The organism is Leifsonia sp. TF02-11 (assembly GCF_017565305.1).
GTDB lineage: Bacteria > Actinomycetota > Actinomycetes > Actinomycetales > Microbacteriaceae > Leifsonia.
In genome coordinates this window covers 126,247-143,276 of record NZ_JAGEKP010000014.1, presented here as the reverse complement: position 1 = coordinate 143,276, position 17,030 = coordinate 126,247, and the positions used below count along the sequence as shown (strand labels likewise).

At 69.7% G+C, this 17,030-nt stretch carries 15 protein-coding genes; 2 read left to right on the top strand and 13 right to left on the bottom strand.

What is annotated here, in order from left to right; translation table 11 throughout:
* Positions 1 to 17 precede the first annotated feature (17 nt).
* The 3 genes from JNB50_RS17710 to JNB50_RS17700 form a co-directional block, all read right to left on the bottom strand.
* Complete coding sequence (locus tag JNB50_RS17710; RefSeq protein ID WP_208041482.1) at positions 18 to 803, bottom strand: SDR family oxidoreductase; 786 nt, start codon at positions 801 to 803, stop codon at positions 18 to 20.
* 77 nt (positions 804 to 880) lie between these two features.
* Positions 881 to 1,846, bottom strand: a complete 966-nt coding sequence (locus tag JNB50_RS17705) for a tetratricopeptide repeat protein (protein ID WP_208041481.1) — start codon at positions 1,844 to 1,846, stop codon at positions 881 to 883.
* 91 nt (positions 1,847 to 1,937) lie between these two features.
* Complete coding sequence (locus JNB50_RS17700; protein WP_208041480.1) at positions 1,938 to 3,830, bottom strand: hypothetical protein; 1,893 nt, start codon at positions 3,828 to 3,830, stop codon at positions 1,938 to 1,940.
* Between the two features lie 186 nt (positions 3,831 to 4,016).
* On the opposite strand from JNB50_RS17700, the gene JNB50_RS17695 reads away from it, so the two are divergent.
* Positions 4,017 to 7,112, top strand: coding sequence for a hypothetical protein (locus JNB50_RS17695; RefSeq protein WP_307794782.1), 3,096 nt, complete (start codon positions 4,017 to 4,019; stop codon positions 7,110 to 7,112).
* 41 nt (positions 7,113 to 7,153) lie between these two features.
* Positions 7,154 to 8,191: an AI-2E family transporter gene (locus tag JNB50_RS17690; RefSeq protein ID WP_208041479.1), complete on the top strand. Its 1,038-nt coding sequence runs from the start codon at positions 7,154 to 7,156 to the stop codon at positions 8,189 to 8,191.
* A gap of 60 nt (positions 8,192 to 8,251) precedes the next feature.
* Here JNB50_RS17690 and JNB50_RS17685 read toward each other — a convergent pair whose 3' ends face one another.
* The 10 genes from JNB50_RS17685 to JNB50_RS17640 form a co-directional block, all read right to left on the bottom strand.
* A complete protein-coding gene (locus JNB50_RS17685) occupies positions 8,252 to 8,980 on the bottom strand; it encodes an alpha/beta hydrolase (RefSeq protein WP_307794781.1) in 729 nt (242 codons plus the stop codon).
* A gap of 22 nt (positions 8,981 to 9,002) precedes the next feature.
* Positions 9,003 to 9,302 carry a hypothetical protein gene (locus JNB50_RS17680; RefSeq protein ID WP_208041477.1) on the bottom strand — a complete coding sequence of 100 codons (300 nt, stop codon included), beginning with the start codon at positions 9,300 to 9,302 and terminating at the stop codon, positions 9,003 to 9,005.
* A gap of 67 nt (positions 9,303 to 9,369) precedes the next feature.
* Positions 9,370 to 10,074 (bottom strand): lytic transglycosylase domain-containing protein, encoded by a 705-nt coding sequence (locus tag JNB50_RS17675; protein WP_208041476.1) that lies wholly within the window; start codon positions 10,072 to 10,074, stop codon positions 9,370 to 9,372.
* 71 nt (positions 10,075 to 10,145) lie between these two features.
* Entirely contained in the window at positions 10,146 to 10,694 is a 549-nt protein-coding gene (locus JNB50_RS17670; protein ID WP_208041475.1) for a DivIVA domain-containing protein, read from the bottom strand.
* Positions 10,695 to 10,706: 12 nt separating this feature from the next.
* Entirely contained in the window at positions 10,707 to 11,705 is a 999-nt protein-coding gene (locus JNB50_RS17665) for a phosphatidate cytidylyltransferase (protein WP_208041474.1), read from the bottom strand.
* Positions 11,706 to 12,260 (bottom strand): ribosome recycling factor, encoded by a 555-nt coding sequence (gene frr / locus JNB50_RS17660; RefSeq protein ID WP_208041473.1) that lies wholly within the window; start codon positions 12,258 to 12,260, stop codon positions 11,706 to 11,708.
* A gap of 154 nt (positions 12,261 to 12,414) precedes the next feature.
* Positions 12,415 to 13,128 carry a UMP kinase gene (gene pyrH, locus JNB50_RS17655; protein WP_208041472.1) on the bottom strand — a complete coding sequence of 238 codons (714 nt, stop codon included), beginning with the start codon at positions 13,126 to 13,128 and terminating at the stop codon, positions 12,415 to 12,417.
* A gap of 126 nt (positions 13,129 to 13,254) precedes the next feature.
* Positions 13,255 to 14,085 (bottom strand): translation elongation factor Ts, encoded by an 831-nt coding sequence (tsf, locus tag JNB50_RS17650; protein WP_208041471.1) that lies wholly within the window; start codon positions 14,083 to 14,085, stop codon positions 13,255 to 13,257.
* 40 nt (positions 14,086 to 14,125) lie between these two features.
* Positions 14,126 to 15,004, bottom strand: coding sequence for a 30S ribosomal protein S2 (gene rpsB, locus JNB50_RS17645; protein ID WP_208041470.1), 879 nt, complete (start codon positions 15,002 to 15,004; stop codon positions 14,126 to 14,128).
* Positions 15,005 to 15,291: 287 nt separating this feature from the next.
* Entirely contained in the window at positions 15,292 to 16,797 is a 1,506-nt protein-coding gene (locus JNB50_RS17640) for a sugar porter family MFS transporter (RefSeq protein ID WP_208041469.1), read from the bottom strand.
* Positions 16,798 to 17,030: the final 233 nt, after the last annotated feature.

Genomic DNA, 17,030 nt, shown 5'->3' with positions numbered 1-17,030 from the left:
CATCGCTTCGCGCTGCTCTAGGCTCCACCGCGGAGCCAGGCGTCGTAGCCCTGCCCCTCGATCGCGTGCTCCGGCGCGAGGTTGCGCCCGGAGCGCCACGCCGAGCCGAGCGGTCCGCCGAGCCGCACCGCGAGGATCGGGCGGCGCGTGCCGCTGGCGTGCTTCCACTGCCGGGCGAGCGAGCGTGCGGACTCGACGCGCGGGCCGCCCACCGTGCGGATCGCCTCCGGCTCCCCCGCTCCCTCGACCGCATCGACGAGAACGCGCGCCACGTCGGACACGGCGATGGGCTGGAACCGGGTCGCGGCCGGTGACGTCAGGATCCCGAACCGACGCCCGCGCTCGAAGATCGCGGTCACGAAGTCGTGGAACTGCGTCGCTCGCACGACCCTGGTCTCCAGCGGGGAGTCCAGATACGTGCGCTCCTGCACCAGCTTCGCCCGGTAGTACGGATATCGCGCGCCGTCGATGCCGGCGACGGAGAGGAGCACAGCCCGGCCGACGCCGAACCGTGCCGCCGTGTGCAACAGGTTGCGCGAGCCGTGCGCGAACACGTGCGACGCGCGCCGTCCGGACGCATTGCTCGCGTCCACCACCACGTCGACGCCGTCGACCGCCTCCTCGAGACCGTCGCCGGACACCAGGTCGACCGTCACGTAGTCGGCACCGACGACGTAGCTCTCCGCGTCGTCGTCCGGGATCCGCCTGGCTGCGACGATGACGCGATGGCCGCGCTCCACGGCCTCAGCTGCGACGGCGCGTCCGGCCAAGCCGGTACCGCCGACGACGAGCACACGGGACATGCGTGAGCCTTCCAGGCGAGGGGGGTATCAACCGCCCGCGAGTGCCTCGGCCCCTCCGATGTGCAGGAGGATCCGGGTCAGTAGAGCAGCGAGGCCAGCCTAGCCCTGGCCTTGCCCACCCGCGGGTCGTCCACACCGACGATCTCGAAATACTCCAGGATGCGCGCCCGCACCGCTTCCTTGCCCGCGGCGTCGAGGCTGGGGAACACCGTCAGCAGACGGTCGAACGCGTCATCGACGTGGCCGCCGGAGAGGTCGAGGTCGGCGACGGCGAGCTGAGCGTGGAGGTCGGCGGGATCGGCGGCGGCCGCCGACCGGATCTCGTCGAGGGTGCGGCCGGCGAGCCGGTCGAGCAGACTCACCTGGGCGAGACCCGCGATCGCCATCGTGTCGCGCGGGTCCTGCGCTATCGCTGTCTTGTAGGCGGCGATGGCCGCCGGGTAGTCACCGCGGTCGATCGCCTCGTAGGCCTCGGCGTGCAGCGGCGGCAGCGGTTCGGGCTCGGGCTCGGCGGCCTCGTCCTCGGGCGTCTCCCCTGCCGTCGCGTCGACCTTCGCCGTACCCGTGACGCCGTTCTGCGCGGCGAGCTCGAGCAGCTGCGCGACCACGTCCCTGACCTGGTCTTCGGGAATCGCCCCGGCGAAGAGCTGCACGGGTCGCCCTGCGACGATGCCGGCGACCGCGGGCACGGACTGGGCCTGGAACGCCTGCACGAGCTGCGGGTTCGCATCCACGTCGACCTGCACCAGCACGATCCGGCCGCTGAGGTCGGACGTGACCGTGTCGAGCACCGTCGCCAGTCGCCGGTCGGGGTCGGCCCAGGAGGCCGAGAGCGCGACGACGACGGGCACCCGCATCGACAGGTCGATGAAGTCGTTGAAGTTCGCGTCCGTGCCCTGGAAGAACAGGCTGGGGAGCTCGATCGCCTCGCCGGGCGCGGCCTCACTTGCGGCGCCGCCCGCGGAAGCCTGCGGCCGGTTCACCAGACCGCTCAGGTCCACAGCGCCGCGGAGGTTGGTCGGGGTGGGCGGGATCTGGCTCATGCGGTTCTCCTGAGGCTGACGGTTCGCGGACTGCGCGTCCGAACGAGTTAACAGGATACGGCGCTGCGGGCCACTGCGCTCCGCCTGCGGGCTACTGCACCTCGCGGGCGGACACCAGGCCCTGCGAGAAACCGAGCAGACGCACCTTCTCCGCCGAGCCGGCCGGAGGCACGTAGAACGCGAGCTGGTAGCCGTACACCGACTCGATCCCGGTGTTCGACTGGGCGACGCCGCTCAACGCGGCGGTGGTCGCGCCCGCGATCACCTGCGCGCCGGCCTCCTGGACCTTGTGCAGCTGCACCTCCTCCGGGTTCACCCAGACGATGGCCCCCGAGTCGTTCGTCGCCATCGAGATCACCGGTCCGGGGCCCTGCCTGCTCGTGAAGGTGAGCGACGACGTGTTGCCGAACTGCTGCGCGAGCCGGGCCTGCTCCTGCTGCTTCCATGACGCGCCCACCTGAGCCACGAGCTTGTCGTCGGTCAGGTCGAAGCTCGACAGCCATTTGCTCTTGTCGCCGTTGAGGAGGATGTCGCCGTAGGCGGCGGCGATCTCGCTCGGCTGCACCTTCAGCAGCTTGGAGTCCGGCGGCACCACCGCTGCGCCGATGCTGGCGGGCGCCAGGTTCGGGACCTTGACGTTCGGCTCGAGGGCGATGGCGTACTCCACCATGTAGTTGTCGCGCGGCGTCTGCTGCACGAGCGCGAGCGCGAGCGGGGCCTGCGCCTTGCCCGTCGCGTCGTTCGGCAGTTTGAGCACGGCTGTGACGGTGCGCGGCCAGCTGTCGGTCGCCTGAGGGAGGGACAGCTCCAGGGGGCCGGCCGGGATGGCGGGGAGCGCCGGCTCGTCGGCCTTCTTGGCCCGGATCGCATAGTTGGCCTCGCGCAGCTGCAGCGCGGGGCCGGTGAACCGGAGCTTCGCGAGCGCCGGGTCGTTCTTGGCGTCGGCGTTGGCGGCCGCCACCGAGATCCGCTTGACGATGCGCTCCAGTTGGGGAACAGTGACCGCGGGCGGCAGCTGGTTGTCGCCCTTCGGCACGCTCGTGCTCGTCGGCGTCGGCGTGCCGGTCGGGCCGTCGGCGAACGCGGCGCCGGCGCCCGCTCCGGTCAGTGCGAGCACGCCGGCGAGCAGCGCCGGCACCATCACGCGCGTGCGGCGGCTCGCGCGACGGCCGCGCGGCGTCGCCTCGATCGAGGCCGTCGGCTTGTACTTCGGAGCTTTGGGGAGCTTGGGCATCTTGGGTCCGCTCTTGCGCCGGGGTCCGCGGGACTTGCGGTGGGTGTAGAGACCCCACAGGTACAGCGCGATGCCGATGACCAGCAGCACGAGGCCGCCGATGATGAGCGGGAACGCCCACGGCGTGCTGGTGTCGACCGGCCAGGTCAGCAGGATCTTGTTGGGCGCCGGCTTCGTGCCGTCGCTCGCGATGATCACGCTCACGCCGCTCGGCACGTTCATCTTGGTGAGCTGGGCGTCCTGGCCGTCGTACTCCTCCAGCCAGAGATCCGAGCCGGCGGGGTCGGGACCGGGGGTGGCGGCCGCCGTCGATCCGGCGCCGGCCGTGGGAGCCGCAGTGGGCGTGTCCGTCGGGGCGGGCGTCGCGGTGGAGCCGGAGGCGGAGCCGTCGATGGAGCCGGAGTCTGTCGAGGCCTTGGGCGTGACCGTCTTCACCGTGAGGTCGCCGGAGCCGGCGCGATAGGAGACGGCGGCGTACTTCTGGTCGCCGAGCCACGACTTCACGTCGGAGGTGCGGCCGTAGGCGACCATCTGCGTCTTGCCGTCGGGCGCTCCCGCCACCGACAGCGTCTGCTGCCCGGGATGAGCGTTGAGCACCGCGCTGTCGATCACGATGTAGCGCGCGTCGCCGCCGACGGTCGCCGACACGGCGATCTGCGATGGGGGTGCGAAGATCGTGCGCTGGGCGATGCCGGCCACGATCATGACGGCAGCGACCACGAACGCGACGATGGCCAGTACGAAACGCAAACAGACTCCTCGTGTGCCGGAGGGGGGTGGGCACAGTCACACAACGATAGTGGAGCACCCTGAGAGGCATCTAACCGTTGTCTGCACGCTCACGCAGTCCCCCATGCGGGTACGCGCCTCGAAATGTAAGATCGATGCGGCGCGCGCGCGGCTCGCTCACCCGGAATCCCCTTCAGGAGTAACACAGTGGCCACCGATGAATCCAACTTCACGCAGGTCTTCCGCGGCTACGACAAGGACGAGGTGGACAAGGCCGTCCAGGAGCTCCGGCGCGAGCTGATCAAGTCCAACACCCAGTCCGCCGACCAGGCCAAGGAGCTCAAGCGGCTCCAGCTGCGGATCGACGAGCTCAACGCCGAGATCGAAGAGGTCGGCAGCCCCACCTACTCGGGCCTCGGCACGAAGCTCGAGAACACCCTCCGCGTCGCAGAGGAGCAGTCGACGCGACTGATCGCGCAGGCCGACATCGACGCCGAGAAGCTGCGCGCCGGCGTCACCGCCGAGGTCGAGAAGATCAAGAAGACGGCGGCGCTCCAGGCGGAGCGGGTGCTGGCCGACGCCCAGGCGCGCGCGACGACGGCGCTCGAGGACGCCCAGATCGAATCGGCGGAGCTGCTCGCACGCACCCGCGCCGACAAAGAGACCCTCCTCACCGACGCCATGCGCGAGGCCGCCGCCATCCGCGGGGCCGTCGCCACCGAGGCCGCCGAGCTGCGCGCCACCAGCAAGCGCGAGGCCGCAGCGGTCCGCGCAGAGGCCGACCGCGAGGCGGCGGAGCTCAAGGCCGTCGCCCTCCGCGAGGCCGAGGCCGCCCGTGCGGAGACCGCCGAGCTCGACCGCACCATCGCCGCCCGCCGCAGCGAGCTCGAGAACGCGCTCGCGGGCGACAGGGCCGCCTTCGAGCGCGAGTCGGCCCAGATCCGCCTGGAGCTCGACAAGAAGGTCGCAGAGACCGCTGACCGGCTCGCTGCGGAGGAGACCGCCGCGCGTGACGCTCTCGCGGCCGAGATCGCACAGGCCCGCGCAGAGCTCGCCGACGAGGTGGAGCGGCAGCGCGCCGCCCTTGCGGCCGAGGCCGCGCAGACGCGCGCCGACCTCCAGCACGAGGACGCCACGGCACGGCAGAAGCTGGCGGATGACGTCTCGCAGACCACCACCTCCCTCGCGGCAGAGGTCGAGCAGACCAAGAGTGCTCTGGCCGCGGAGGTCGAGCAGACCAAGGCGCGCCTGGCCGACGAGGTGACGACCACGAAGTCGGCACTGGCCGACGAGGTCGCCCGCACCACGAGCGAGCTCGCCGACGAAGTGACCCGCACCAAGTCCGCACTCCTCGACGAGGTCACGACCACCAGGGCGCAGCTGGAAGCCGACGTCACCGCCGCGCGCTCGCAGCTCGAGACCGACGTCACGACGACCCGCTCGGCGCTCGCCGACGAGGTGGAGCGCACCAGGAAGGAGCTCGCCGACGAGGTCCTCCAGACCCGCTCGACCCTCGAGCGCGAGACGACGGAGACCCGCGCCGCGCTGGAGGCCGACCGCATCTCGACCGCGGCGACCCTCGCCGCCGACCGCGACCGCACCGCCAACGAGATCGCGACCCAGGTCGAGAACACCCGCGCCCAGCTGGCCGCCGACCGGGAGCGCACGGCGGCGGAGCTCGCCGACACCGTCGAGCGCACCCGTTCCGATCTCGCGGCCGAGGTCGAGAGCACACAGGCCGCGCTCGCCGCCGACGTCAAGCGAACCCAGGCCTCGCTGGCGAAGGAGGTCGAGAAGACCCGCTCCGCGCTCGCGAAGGAGGTCGAGACCGCGAGGGCCGAGCTTGCGACCGAGGTCGCGACCACCCAGGCGGCACTCGCCGCCGAGGTGGAGACGACCCGTGCCGACCTGGCGACCGAGGTCGAGACGGCCCAGGCCGCCCTCGCCGACGAGGTCGCGACCACCCGCGCCGAGCTCGCCGCCGAGGTGGACGCGCAGCGCAAGGAGGTCGACACGGAGGCCAAGCGCATCCGGGCGGATCTCGCAGCGGAGGTCGGCGAGGCACGGACCGCACTCGCCGAGGAGCTCGCGACCGAGCGCAGCGCTCTCGCCGCCGAGGTCGCCACCACGCGCGCGAAGCTGGCCGCCGACGTCGACCAGACCGCCGTTCGCCTGGCGACCGAGAAGGAGCAGACCCTGTCCGCCCTCGAAACCGAGGTCGTCACCACCCGGACCGCGCTGGCCGCGGAGGTCGAGCAGACGAAGTCCGCACTGGCCGCGGAGGTCGAGCAGACCAAATCGGCCCTCGAGACCGAGGTCACCACCACCAAGTCCGCCCTCGCCGCCGAGGTCGAGCAGACCAAATCCGCCCTCGAGACCGAGGTCACCACCACCAAGTCCGCGCTCGCCGCCGAGGTCGAGCAGACCAAATCCGCCCTCGCCGCCGAGGCGGAGGAGACCCGGTCCCGTCTCGCCGACGACCGTGAGCAGACGCGCAGCACGCTCGCCGCCGAGACGAAGCGCATCACGGCAGAGCTCGCCGACCAGCGGGCGACCACCGAGCAGGAGCTGAGGAACGATCGCGAGCAGCAGCGCCTCGAACTCGAGCGCGAGGCCGAGCAGACCAGGGTGACCCTCGCAGAGGAGACCGAGCGCGCCAGGGTGGCTCTCGACGCCGAGACGGCGAAGGCCAGAGCCGAGATCGCCCGCGAATCGGCCGAGGCGCGCACGGCGCTGGATGCCGAGCTCGCCGAGCGCCAGGCCGCCTTCGACCAGGAGGACGCCACCGCGCGTGCAGCGCTCGACGCCGAGCTCACCGCTCTCCGCACGGCGACGGTGGCCGAGCTCGACAAGCGCACGCACGAGATCGAGCAGGCGAGGATCGACCTCGACGTCGAGCTCCGCGCCCGGCGGGACGAGGCGGAGAAGGAGTACCTCGCCCGCCACCAGGAAGCCGTCGCCCAGACCCAGAAGTACCTCGACGAGGCCAACGTACAGCTCGCCGACGCGGTCAAGCGCACCGCTCAGGCGCGTACCGAGGCCGAGACGTTCGACACAGAAGCGCGTCAGACCGTGAAGGCGGCACGCAAGGACGCCGAGAAAGCGGCCGCCGAGATCGTGCGCGACGCCCAGGAGCGTGCGGATGCACTCGTCGCAGAAGCGGAAGAGCGCACGCAACGCCTGATCGCCGACGCGGAGGAGCGCCTTTCCCAGATTAGGATTGAGCGCGAGGCCGTGGCCGGGTACTTCGAGAACCTGCGGGGTATGCTCCAGGCGGCAGACAAGGTGTCAGCCGACGACTGACCTCCGGCCGGCGGAGGCGACCGGCTGCGGAGGGGGACTCAGTGAAGATCCAGAACGCGTTTCGCGTGGGGCTGATCGGCACTCTCGGAGTGGGGCTCGGCTATCTCATCCTCACCTCGATCGTCAGCCTGGCCACGATCATCACCTACATCGGCGCCGCGCTATTCCTCGCGCTAGGCATCGAGCCGTCGATCGCGTTCCTCGAGCGGCGCAAGTTCCCGCGCTGGCTCGCGCTCGTCCTGACCCTAGTCGTCATCCTCGGCCTGTTCGTCGCGCTGATCTGGGCGATCGTCCCGGTCGCGGTCGGCCAGGCCAGTCAGCTCGTCCAGAACACCATCAACTGGGTGAACAATGGTGGGGCCGAGTCGTGGTTCCTCAGCCTCCAGCACCAGTTCCCGACGATCGTCAACCAGCAGAACATCAACGCCGTCACGGACTGGCTGCAGAAGAACCTCCCCGACATCACTTCCAAGGTGCTGCAGACGGGCATCGGGATCGTGCAGGGCGCCTTCGGCGTGATCATCGTGGTCATCCTGACGATCTACTTCACGGCCTCGCTGCCCAGCATCAAGCGGGCCGCCTACCAGCTCGTGCCGGCCTCCCGCCGCTCGCGGTTCGCCGACCTCGGCGACCAGATCACCGACTCCGTCGGCAAGTACGTGATGGGTCAGGTGTCGCTCGCTCTGGTCAACGGCGTCCTGAGCGCGATCTTCCTGACGATCATCGGCGCGAAGTTCCCGATCCTGCTCGCGTCGATCGCGTTCTTCTTCTCGCTGATCCCGCTCGTCGGCACGATCACCGGTTCGGTGATCATCGTCGCGGTCTGCTTCCTCTCCGGACCGCCGACCGCGATCGCCGCCGCCATCTATTACCTCGCCTACATGCAGGTGGAGGCATACGTCCTCAGCCCGCGCATCATGAACCGGGCGGTGTCCGTCCCGGGCGCCCTCGTCGTGGTGGCCGCCCTCGCGGGCGGAACCCTCCTGGGCATCCTCGGTGCCCTCGTCGCCATCCCGTTCGCGGCGGCGATCCTGCTCATCATCAAGCAGGTGGTCATCCCCCGCCAGAACGAGCTGTAGCGGACGGTCACCGGCCGAAGCCGCCGAGTTCGCCTGGAGTACCCGGCACCGCTCAGCGGCTCACGCGGGCGGCCACTGCGTCGGCAGCGGAAGCGCGGCCGGGTTCAGCCGTTCGACGATCTCGTCGAGGACTCGACGTGTCTGGTTCTCGCCCACCCAGAGGTGCTTGCCGCCCTCCACGTCCACCAGCTCGATCTGCGGCAGTGGGCGGAACCGCTCCGCCGCCTCCGCAGGCTTCAAATAGTCGTCGTGCTCCGGGATGAGCGCGACGATGGGACGCTCGTCGCCGGCCCAGGCGACGAGGTGCTCCGGCTTCGCGCGGTGCAGCGGGGGCGAGAGCAGGATGACGCCGTCGACGGGACACTCCCGGCCGTACATCAGCGCGAGCTCGGTGCCGAACGACCAGCCGAGGAGCCACGGGTGCGGAAGGCCGCGTTCGGCGACGAAACCCATCGCCGCCTCCACGTCGTAGCGCTCGCTGATGCCGTGGTCGAACTGCCCCTGGCTGCGGCCGCGCGGGGATGCCGTGCCGCGCGTGTTGAAGCGCAGCACGGCGATGTCGGCCAGTGCGGGCAATCGGCCGGCGGCCTTGCGCAGGATGTGCGAGTCCATGAAGCCGCCGCCCGTCGGCAGTGGGTGCAGCGTGACCAGGGTCGCAACCGGCTCGCGCTCCAGGGGGCTCGCGAGCTCGCCGACGAGGGTCAGGCCGTCCCTGGTGTGCAGCTCGATGTCCTCCCGGCGCGCCGGCAACTCGATGCCGCCGCGGATCTCCGTCGGTGCGTCCGTCACTTCCGTGGTCTCCTTCATCCGCTCACGCGGTCTTCCAGCACGCCGTGTGCCAGTGCCGCCGCGCGGCGAGGTCCGCCGAGTCGCCGAGCACGCCGTCGGCGCGCCACGTGACCAGGTGCGCTACCCCCGGACCGATCTCGCGTCCGCATCCCGGGCAGACGTAGCTCTTCTGCGCCTGGAGCGCGGACACGGGCTGGACGTTCCATTCGGCACCCCGGCGCACCTCCACGCGCTTCCAGCCTGCCAGCAGGCGGTCGAAGCCGTCCTGCTCCTCCTCACGCTGCTCGCCAGGGCGACGGCGGGGACGATTGCTGCGGGGCACTCCCCCAGTCTATGCAGCGCCGGCGGCAACCCGTACAGGTGCGAGCGGAGGGCCGCGGAGTGCCGACTCAGTACCAGCCGGAGGACTGCGAGTGCCCCCACGCGCCGCAGGGGTTCGTGTACCGGCCGGCGATGTAGCCGAGGCCCCACGAGATCTGCACGCTGGCGTCCGTCTGCCAGCCCGGGCCCATCTTGCTGCCGGGGAGGGCCTGCGGGATGCCGTACGCGCCGCTGGGATTGGATGCGTTCACGCGCCAGCCGGATTCCTTGTTCCAGAGTGCGACGAGGCAGCTGTACTGGTCGTCGCCCCAACCGCGCTGCTGCACCATCTGGTACGCGATGGCCTTCGCGGTTCCCGGGTCGGGAACGGGCGCCGACGGCGCGGTCGAACCGCCGCTGCTGCCGCTCGACGACGACTTGGTCGGCGTCGGAGTCGGGGTCGGGGTCGGAGTGGGCTTCGGCTTCACGCCGAGCACGTCGCGAGTGACCGTGGTCGCCGAGGCGTCGGGGGCCGTCAGGCTCTGCACCGGCGCGTCTCCGTAGCGGGAGGTCTGGTCGATGTTCTGCAGGGAGTCCGCGTATGCCGGAGTGGCCGCGCTGCCCGAGTACGGGTCGACGACATTGACCAGAGCGAAGCCGACGGCGGCGGTGAAGGCGAACCCCCAGATGGCCGCGCGCGACCGGATGTGAGGGCGCCGCGAACGCCGGAATGCGACTCCGACCGGGTTGGCAGGGGTCAGCGGAACGATTTCTGCTGCTTCTCGTCTACCCACGATCACAAGACCATAACGAACAATTCACGACTTTCCAAGGCGGGACACCCCTATTCAGCGAATGACCAGGCTCAGCGGACCGCGAGCATCACGTCCGTGACGCTGTCCAAGAGGAGGTCCACCTGCGCCTCACGATACCCCCCGCGCTGTTCGCGGAACGTCACGGTGCGCACCTCCTCGACGCTCATCGGCCGCCCATCCTGGAAGTACTTGACCAGCCTGCCGGCGAAACGATCGACGTCGTTCCTGTTGTACCCGAGGGTCAGGAAGCTGACTCTCTGGAAGCGGTGACCGATGGGCCGCTCGAGACGGTCGAGGATCGCCTGCGCCGTCGTGCGCGCCTGCTCGAACCACTGGGCGTCGCTGACAGCGCCGCGGGCGGCCTCGCGCTCGCGGGCCGCGAAGGCGTCCTCCAGCCGCTCGAGGGCCGCGTCCACGTGCGAGGTCGAATAGCCGCCTTTGGCCATCGAGAACGCCGTGTGGCGGATGTCGGCGGCAGTCAGGGACGCCTGCGACGACGCGTCGGCGTCGTACGCGACGCGCGCGCTCACGAGGAACTCGTCCACCTGGTCGACGTCGTATCCGAGCTTCGACTTGGGGCTCCGGGGAAAGGTGCTCACCGGGACATTCTGTCAGGTGAAGATGAGGAACAGCACGTAGGTGGCCGCCGCCGACGGCAGGATCGAGTCCAGTCGGTCGAGGAATCCGCCATGACCCGGCAGCCAGGAGCTCATGTCTTTGATGCCCAGATCGCGCTTGATCAGCGACTCCGCGAGGTCTCCGGCCGTCGCCGTCAGCAAGGCCACCAGACCGAACACGACGCCGAACCACCACGTCTCGCCGATCATGAACAGCGAGACGAGGACGCCGGCGACCACCGCGGCGACGGCTGCCCCTGCGAAGCCCTCCCAGGTCTTCTTCGGACTGATCGTCGGTGCCATCGGATGCCGGCCCCACGACAGGCCGCTCGCGTAGGCCCCGGTGTCGACGGCCACGACCACGATCAGGAACGCGAGCACCCACCATTCGCCGCCGTTCTCGGCGAGCAGCAGGATCGCGAACGATCCGAGGAGCGTCACATACATCTGAACGAGGACGCTCCAGGCGAGATCCCGCGCCAGCGCCACTCCCCCCGCCCGCTTGGCGGGAACAGCGGCCTCCTCGACCAGCCGCCACACGACGACCAGCAAGATGCCCGCCGCCAGGGCGACCAGCTGGCCGCCCGCGTGGAACCAGAACGTGGCGGGCACGATCGCGAGCGCGGCGATCACTGTCGGGATGCGCGGGACACGTCGCCCGGCTCCCCGGAACGCCTGCGTGAGCTCGAAGGCGGCGAACCCGATCATCGCCGCCCCGAACACCAGGAACAGCTCCTTGATGAAGATGAGGCTCAGGATGAGCAGCGCGCCGGCCCCCAGGCCGATCAGGATGGCCAGGATGAGGTTACGGCCGGTGCGGGCGGCGATTCGCTCGTTGGTCGCATCGAGCTGCGCCTTCCTGGCCAGCATCTGGCGCTCGAAGTCGGCACGGGTGGCCTGAACCTGCGCGCGGAGCTCTGCCCGTGCCGCCGCCTTCCCCCGTCTGCCCGACTCCGGCGTGCGGGGCGCGCCGGGGCTGCTCCCCTCGCTCATTCAGACCTCGAGGAGCTCTGCTTCCTTGCGCTTCAGGGCCTCGTCGACGGCGTCGACGTGCGAACGGGTGAGGGTCTCGAGCTCCTTCTCGCCGCGAGCGACTTCATCATCCCCGACCTCGCCCTTGAGCGCGTCCAGCTCATCCTTCGCCTTGCGCCGGATGTTGCGGATCGCCACCTTGGCGTCCTCACCCTTGCCCCGGACGATCTTGACGAACTCCTTGCGGCGGTCCTCCGTCAGCTCGGGCAGCGTCACGCGCACGATCTCGCCGTCGTTCCCGACGTTCGCCGAGAGGTTCGGCATGGCGACGATCGCCTTCTCGATGTCCTTGAGGGCGGACTTGTCGTACGGCGTGACGAGCAGCACGCGCGCTTCCGGGTTCTGGAGGCCGGCGAGCTGTGCCAGCGGCGTCGGCGAGCCGTAGTAATCCACGAGCACCTTCTGGAAGAGGGCGGGGTTCGCACGCCCCGCGCTCACCGTGCCGAAGTCGTCCCTCGCCGCGTCCACGGTCTTGCTCATGCGCTGGCGGGCGTCGGAAATCACATCGGCGATCACGGTTTCTCCTTCAGATCGGTGAGTCGGTGTCTAGTCTAGGGCCAGGGCGCCCGGCGCCCTGCGCACGACCGGCTGCCGGCAGCCTGCGCACGACCGGCTGCCGGCGGTCCGCTGTCGCGTGCCGGACGGGCCGGTCGCGGCCAGCGGACGCCGCTCAGCCGAGCAGCGTGCCGATCTCGGCGCCGAGCAGCGCGGCCGTCACGTTACCTGCCGGCTCGATGCCGAAGATACGCATCGGCATCCCGTTGTCCATGCAGAGGCTCAGCGCGGTGGAGTCCACGGCCTTGAGGCCCTGCTGGAGGGCGTCCTGGTGGCTGATCTGGTCGATCTTGCGCGCCTCCGGGTTCGTGCGCGGGTCGTCGTCGTACATCCCGTCGACGCCGTTCTTGGCGACCAGGACGACGTCGGCGCTGATCTCCAGTGCCCGCTGGGCCGCGACCGTGTCGGTCGAGAAGTACGGCAGCCCTGCGCCGGCGCCGAAGATGACGACCCGGCCCTTCTCGAGGTGCCGCTCCGCGCGCCGGGGGATGTAGGGCTCCGCGACCTGGGTCATCTCGATGGCGGACTGGACGCGCGTCTCGGCGCCGGCCTGCTCGAGGAAGTCCTGCAGGGCGAGCGAGTTCATGACCGTGCCCAGCATGCCCATGTAGTCGGCACGCCCGCGGTCCATGCCGCGCTGCGAGAGCTCGGCCCCGCGGAAGAAGTTGCCTCCGCCGACGACGATCGCGATCTCGACGTCCGTCGCCGCCTGGGCGATCTCCCGGGCGATGCTGCTGACGATGTCGGGGTTCACCCCGAGCTGGCCGCCGCCGAACGCCTCGCCGGAGAGTTTGAGGAGGACCCTGCGTCTTTGAGTGGATGCCGACATACGTGTACGAGTCCTTCCGTGTGGTTCGTTAACGCTAATGCGTGCGTGCGGCGCGTGAACAGTTCGCGTGCGCACAGAAAAGGAGTCCGGATCGTGATTCACGATCCGGACTCCTTCATGCCTGGGTCAGGCGCCGACCTTGAAGCGGGCGAAGCCCGAAACGGTCAGACCCGAGTCCTTGAGGACCTGGGCGATCGTCAGCTTGTTGTCGCGGGCGTACTCCTGCTCGAGCAGGGCGACCTGCTTGAAGTAGGCGCCGAGGCGACCCTCGATGATCTTCGGGAGCGCGGCCTCCGGCTTGCCCTCGTTGCGCGAGATCTCCTCGACGATGCGACGCTCGTTCTCGACCTCGTCCGCAGGGACGTCCTCGCGCGTGAGGTAGGTCGGGTTGGCGAACGAGATGTGCTGCGCGATGCTGCGAGCGGTCTCCGCGTCACCGCCGGCGTAGCCGACGACGACGCCGACCTGCGGCGGCAGGTCTTTGGAGGTCTTGTGCAGGTAGATCGCGAAGCTCTCGCCCGAGACGACGGCGATGCGGCGGAGCTCCACCTTCTCGCCGAGGATCGCGGCCTCGTCACCGATGAGCTCGGCGACGGTCTGCGAGCCGGCGGGGGCGGCAAGCGCCTCCTCGACCGTGGTCGCGCCCGCGGCGGCTGCCGCGTCGAGCACCTTGTCGGCCAGGGCGATGAACTTCTCGCCCTTCGCCACGAAGTCGGTCTCGCACGCGAGCTCGATCATCGTCGCGGTGCCGTTGCCGTTCTCCTTCGCGGCGACGAGGCCCTCGGAGGTGGAGCGGTCGGCGCGCTTGGCGTTGCCCTTCGCACCCTTCAGGCGCAGGATCTCGGTGGCCTTCTCGATGTCGCCGCCGGCCTCCTCGAGGGCCTTCTTGGTGTCGACCATGCCGGTGCCGAGCTGCTCGCGCAGGGCCTTGATGTCAGCGATGCTGATGTTTGCCATGTTCTGACTGGAACCTTCTGACTCGAAGTTGGGAAGTTGGTTACTTGGCCTCGGCGTCGGCTTCGCCCTCGGCGACGACCTCGGCGGAGTCCGCCTTGGCCTCGGCGAGGTCGGCGTCGGCCGCCTTCTCGTTCTCGGCGGAGGACTGGACCTCGTCGCTCGACTGCGCGAGGAGCTCCTGCTCCCACTCGGCGAGCGGCTCGGCCTGCTCGGAGCCCTCCTCGGGCTTCTGGTGACGCTGGATGAGGCCCTCGGCCGCGGCGTCGGCGACGATGCGGGTGAGGAGGGTGACCGAACGGATGGCGTCGTCGTTGCCCGGGATCGGGTACTGGACCTCGTCCGGGTCGCAGTTCGTGTCGAGGATGGCGATGACCGGGATGCCCAGCTTCTTCGCCTCGTCGATCGCGAGGTGCTCCTTCTTGGTGTCGACGACCCAGATCGCGCTCGGGGTCTTCGACAGGTTGCGGATGCCGCCGAGCGACTTGTGCAGCTTGTCGAGCTCGCGCTTCTTGATCAGCAGCTCCTTCTTGGTGAAGCCGCTCGTGGTGCCCTCGAAGTCGAGCTCCTCGAGCTCCTTCATGCGCGCGAGACGCTTGGACACGGTCTGGAAGTTGGTCAGCAGACCGCCCAGCCAGCGCTGGTTCACGTAGGGCTGGCCCACGCGGGTCGCCTGCTCGGCGATCGCCTGCTGAGCCTGCTTCTTGGTGCCGACGAAGAGGATGGTGCCGCCGTGCGCGACGGTCTCGCGCACGAACTCGTAGGTCTTGTCGATGTATGCGAGCGACTGCTGCAGGTCGATGATGTAGCTGCCGGAACGCTCGGTGAGGATGAAGCGCTTCATCTTCGGGTTCCAGCGACGGGTCTGGTGTCCGAAGTGGACGCCGCTGTCGAGCAGCTGGCGCATGGTGACGACGGCCATTTGCCGTTCTCCTTGTCTTGCGCGCCCGGCCCTGAGGCGGGGACGCGACTCTCGGTTGTCCCGCGACGATCGGTCGATCGCCGCGCCTGGTGCCCTGCGCTGCTCCGCACCCGCGCACCCGCACGGAGAACCGTGGTGGATGATCAGGAGACCGGTGGAGACGCGCCCGCCCTGCGAAGAGGGCGTTGCGGACACGCGTAGTCACTCCGACGTGCGGAGTGCAGAGAACAGCTTATCAGGATCGCGGCCCGCCCACGTGCGCGGTTCCGGGACGGTTCTGGCGCGGTTCAGGGGCGCGGGACCGTGTCCCCCGACGAGCGCACCTGGGGTCCGCGGCTTCTCCCCGCGGTGGCGAACAGCGTCTCCGCGTGCTCGAGCGCCATCCCGTTCGTCTCCGGCACCTTGAAGAAGACGAAGAAGAACGAGAGCGCGGCGAACACCGCGTACATCCCGTACGTGAACGGCAGCGAGAAGTCCGACATCGGCGGGAACGACACGGTCACTAGGAAGTTCGCGATCCACTGGGCGGAGGCGGCGACGCCGAGCGCGGCTCCACGGATGCGCGGAGGGAAGATCTCCCCCAGCAGCACCCACACCAGCGGCCCCCACGACGCGCCGAAGAAGATCACGAACAGGTTCGCGGCGACCAGCGCGATCGGACCCCACGGGTTCGGCAGCGACACCTCGCTTCCTGTCTTGGAGGCGAAACTGAACGCCAGGGCCATCACGCCGAGCGACAGCGCCATTCCGACCGATCCGGTGAGCAGGATCGGTCGACGACCCACTCTGTCCACCAGCAGGATGGCCACGATCGTCACGACCACGTTGGTGACGGACGTGATCACGGTGATCAGCAGGGAGTTGCTCTCGGTGAAGCCGACCGCCTTCCAGAGCGTCGTCGAGTAGTAGAAGATTACGTTGATGCCGACGAACTGCTGGAACACCGACAGGATGATGCCGATCCAGACGATGGGTTTCAACCCGAACCGGTTGCCGCGCAGCGTTCCCTTGGCCGCATCCTTGTCCTGCTCGATCGCCTGCTCGATGTCGCGCACCTGGCGGTCGACGTCCTCCTCCGGCACCAGCGTGACGAAGATCTCCCGCGCCTGATCATGCCTGCCCGTCGCCAGCAGGTAACGGGGCGACTCGGGCAGGACGAGCGCCAGGATCCCGTAGACGAGGGACGGGATGACCCCGACGAGGAACATCCACCGCCAGGCCTCCAGCCCCAGCCAGAGCTGGTTGGCCGCCGCGCCGGCCGCGCCCGCCAGCAGCGCGTCGGAGAGCAGGGCGACGAAGATACCGACGGTGATGGCCAGCTGCTGCAGCGAGGCGAGGCCGCCCCGTCGCTGCTTCGGCGCGATCTCGGCGATGTACGCCGGAGCGACGACCGAGGCGATGCCGATGCCGAGACCCCCGATGATGCGCCAGAAGCCGAGGTCCCAGACCGAGAACGAGAGGCCGGCCCCGATCGAGCTCGCGAGGAAGAGGACGGCGCCGATGAGCATCACCCGGATCCGGCCCCACCGGTCGGCGAGCCGGCCGGCGACGTAGGCGCCCACCGCACAGCCCAGCAGGGCGACGGCGACGATGAACCCGGTGACGAACGCGTTGAGCGCGAAGTGGTGCTGGATGGAGTCGACGGCCCCGTTGATGACCGACGAGTCGAAACCGAACAGGAATCCGCCGACCGCCGCTGCGGTCGCCAGGCCGACGACCTTCCGTCTCATCGCCGCCGTGGGCTGGGGAACGTGCTCTTCTGCGTCGGACGTGGAGCTGCGTTGATCAGTCATGACATCCCTCTTCGGTTGTGGCGCGCGAGCGAACAGGTCGCGGCGTACGACACGGTACGCCGCAATCAGGACGGGCAGAAGAGTCCTCCACAGCGGGCGGCGCCGTGCGGTTGTCCACGGATCGAGGGGGCAGGGCGGGTGAGGCGTTCGGGGCGGGGCAGGGTGGTGGGAGGGTGCGCGGTGGTGATCGGCGGGTTCGCGGTGGTGACCGGATGGCATGAGCGGGCGACGGG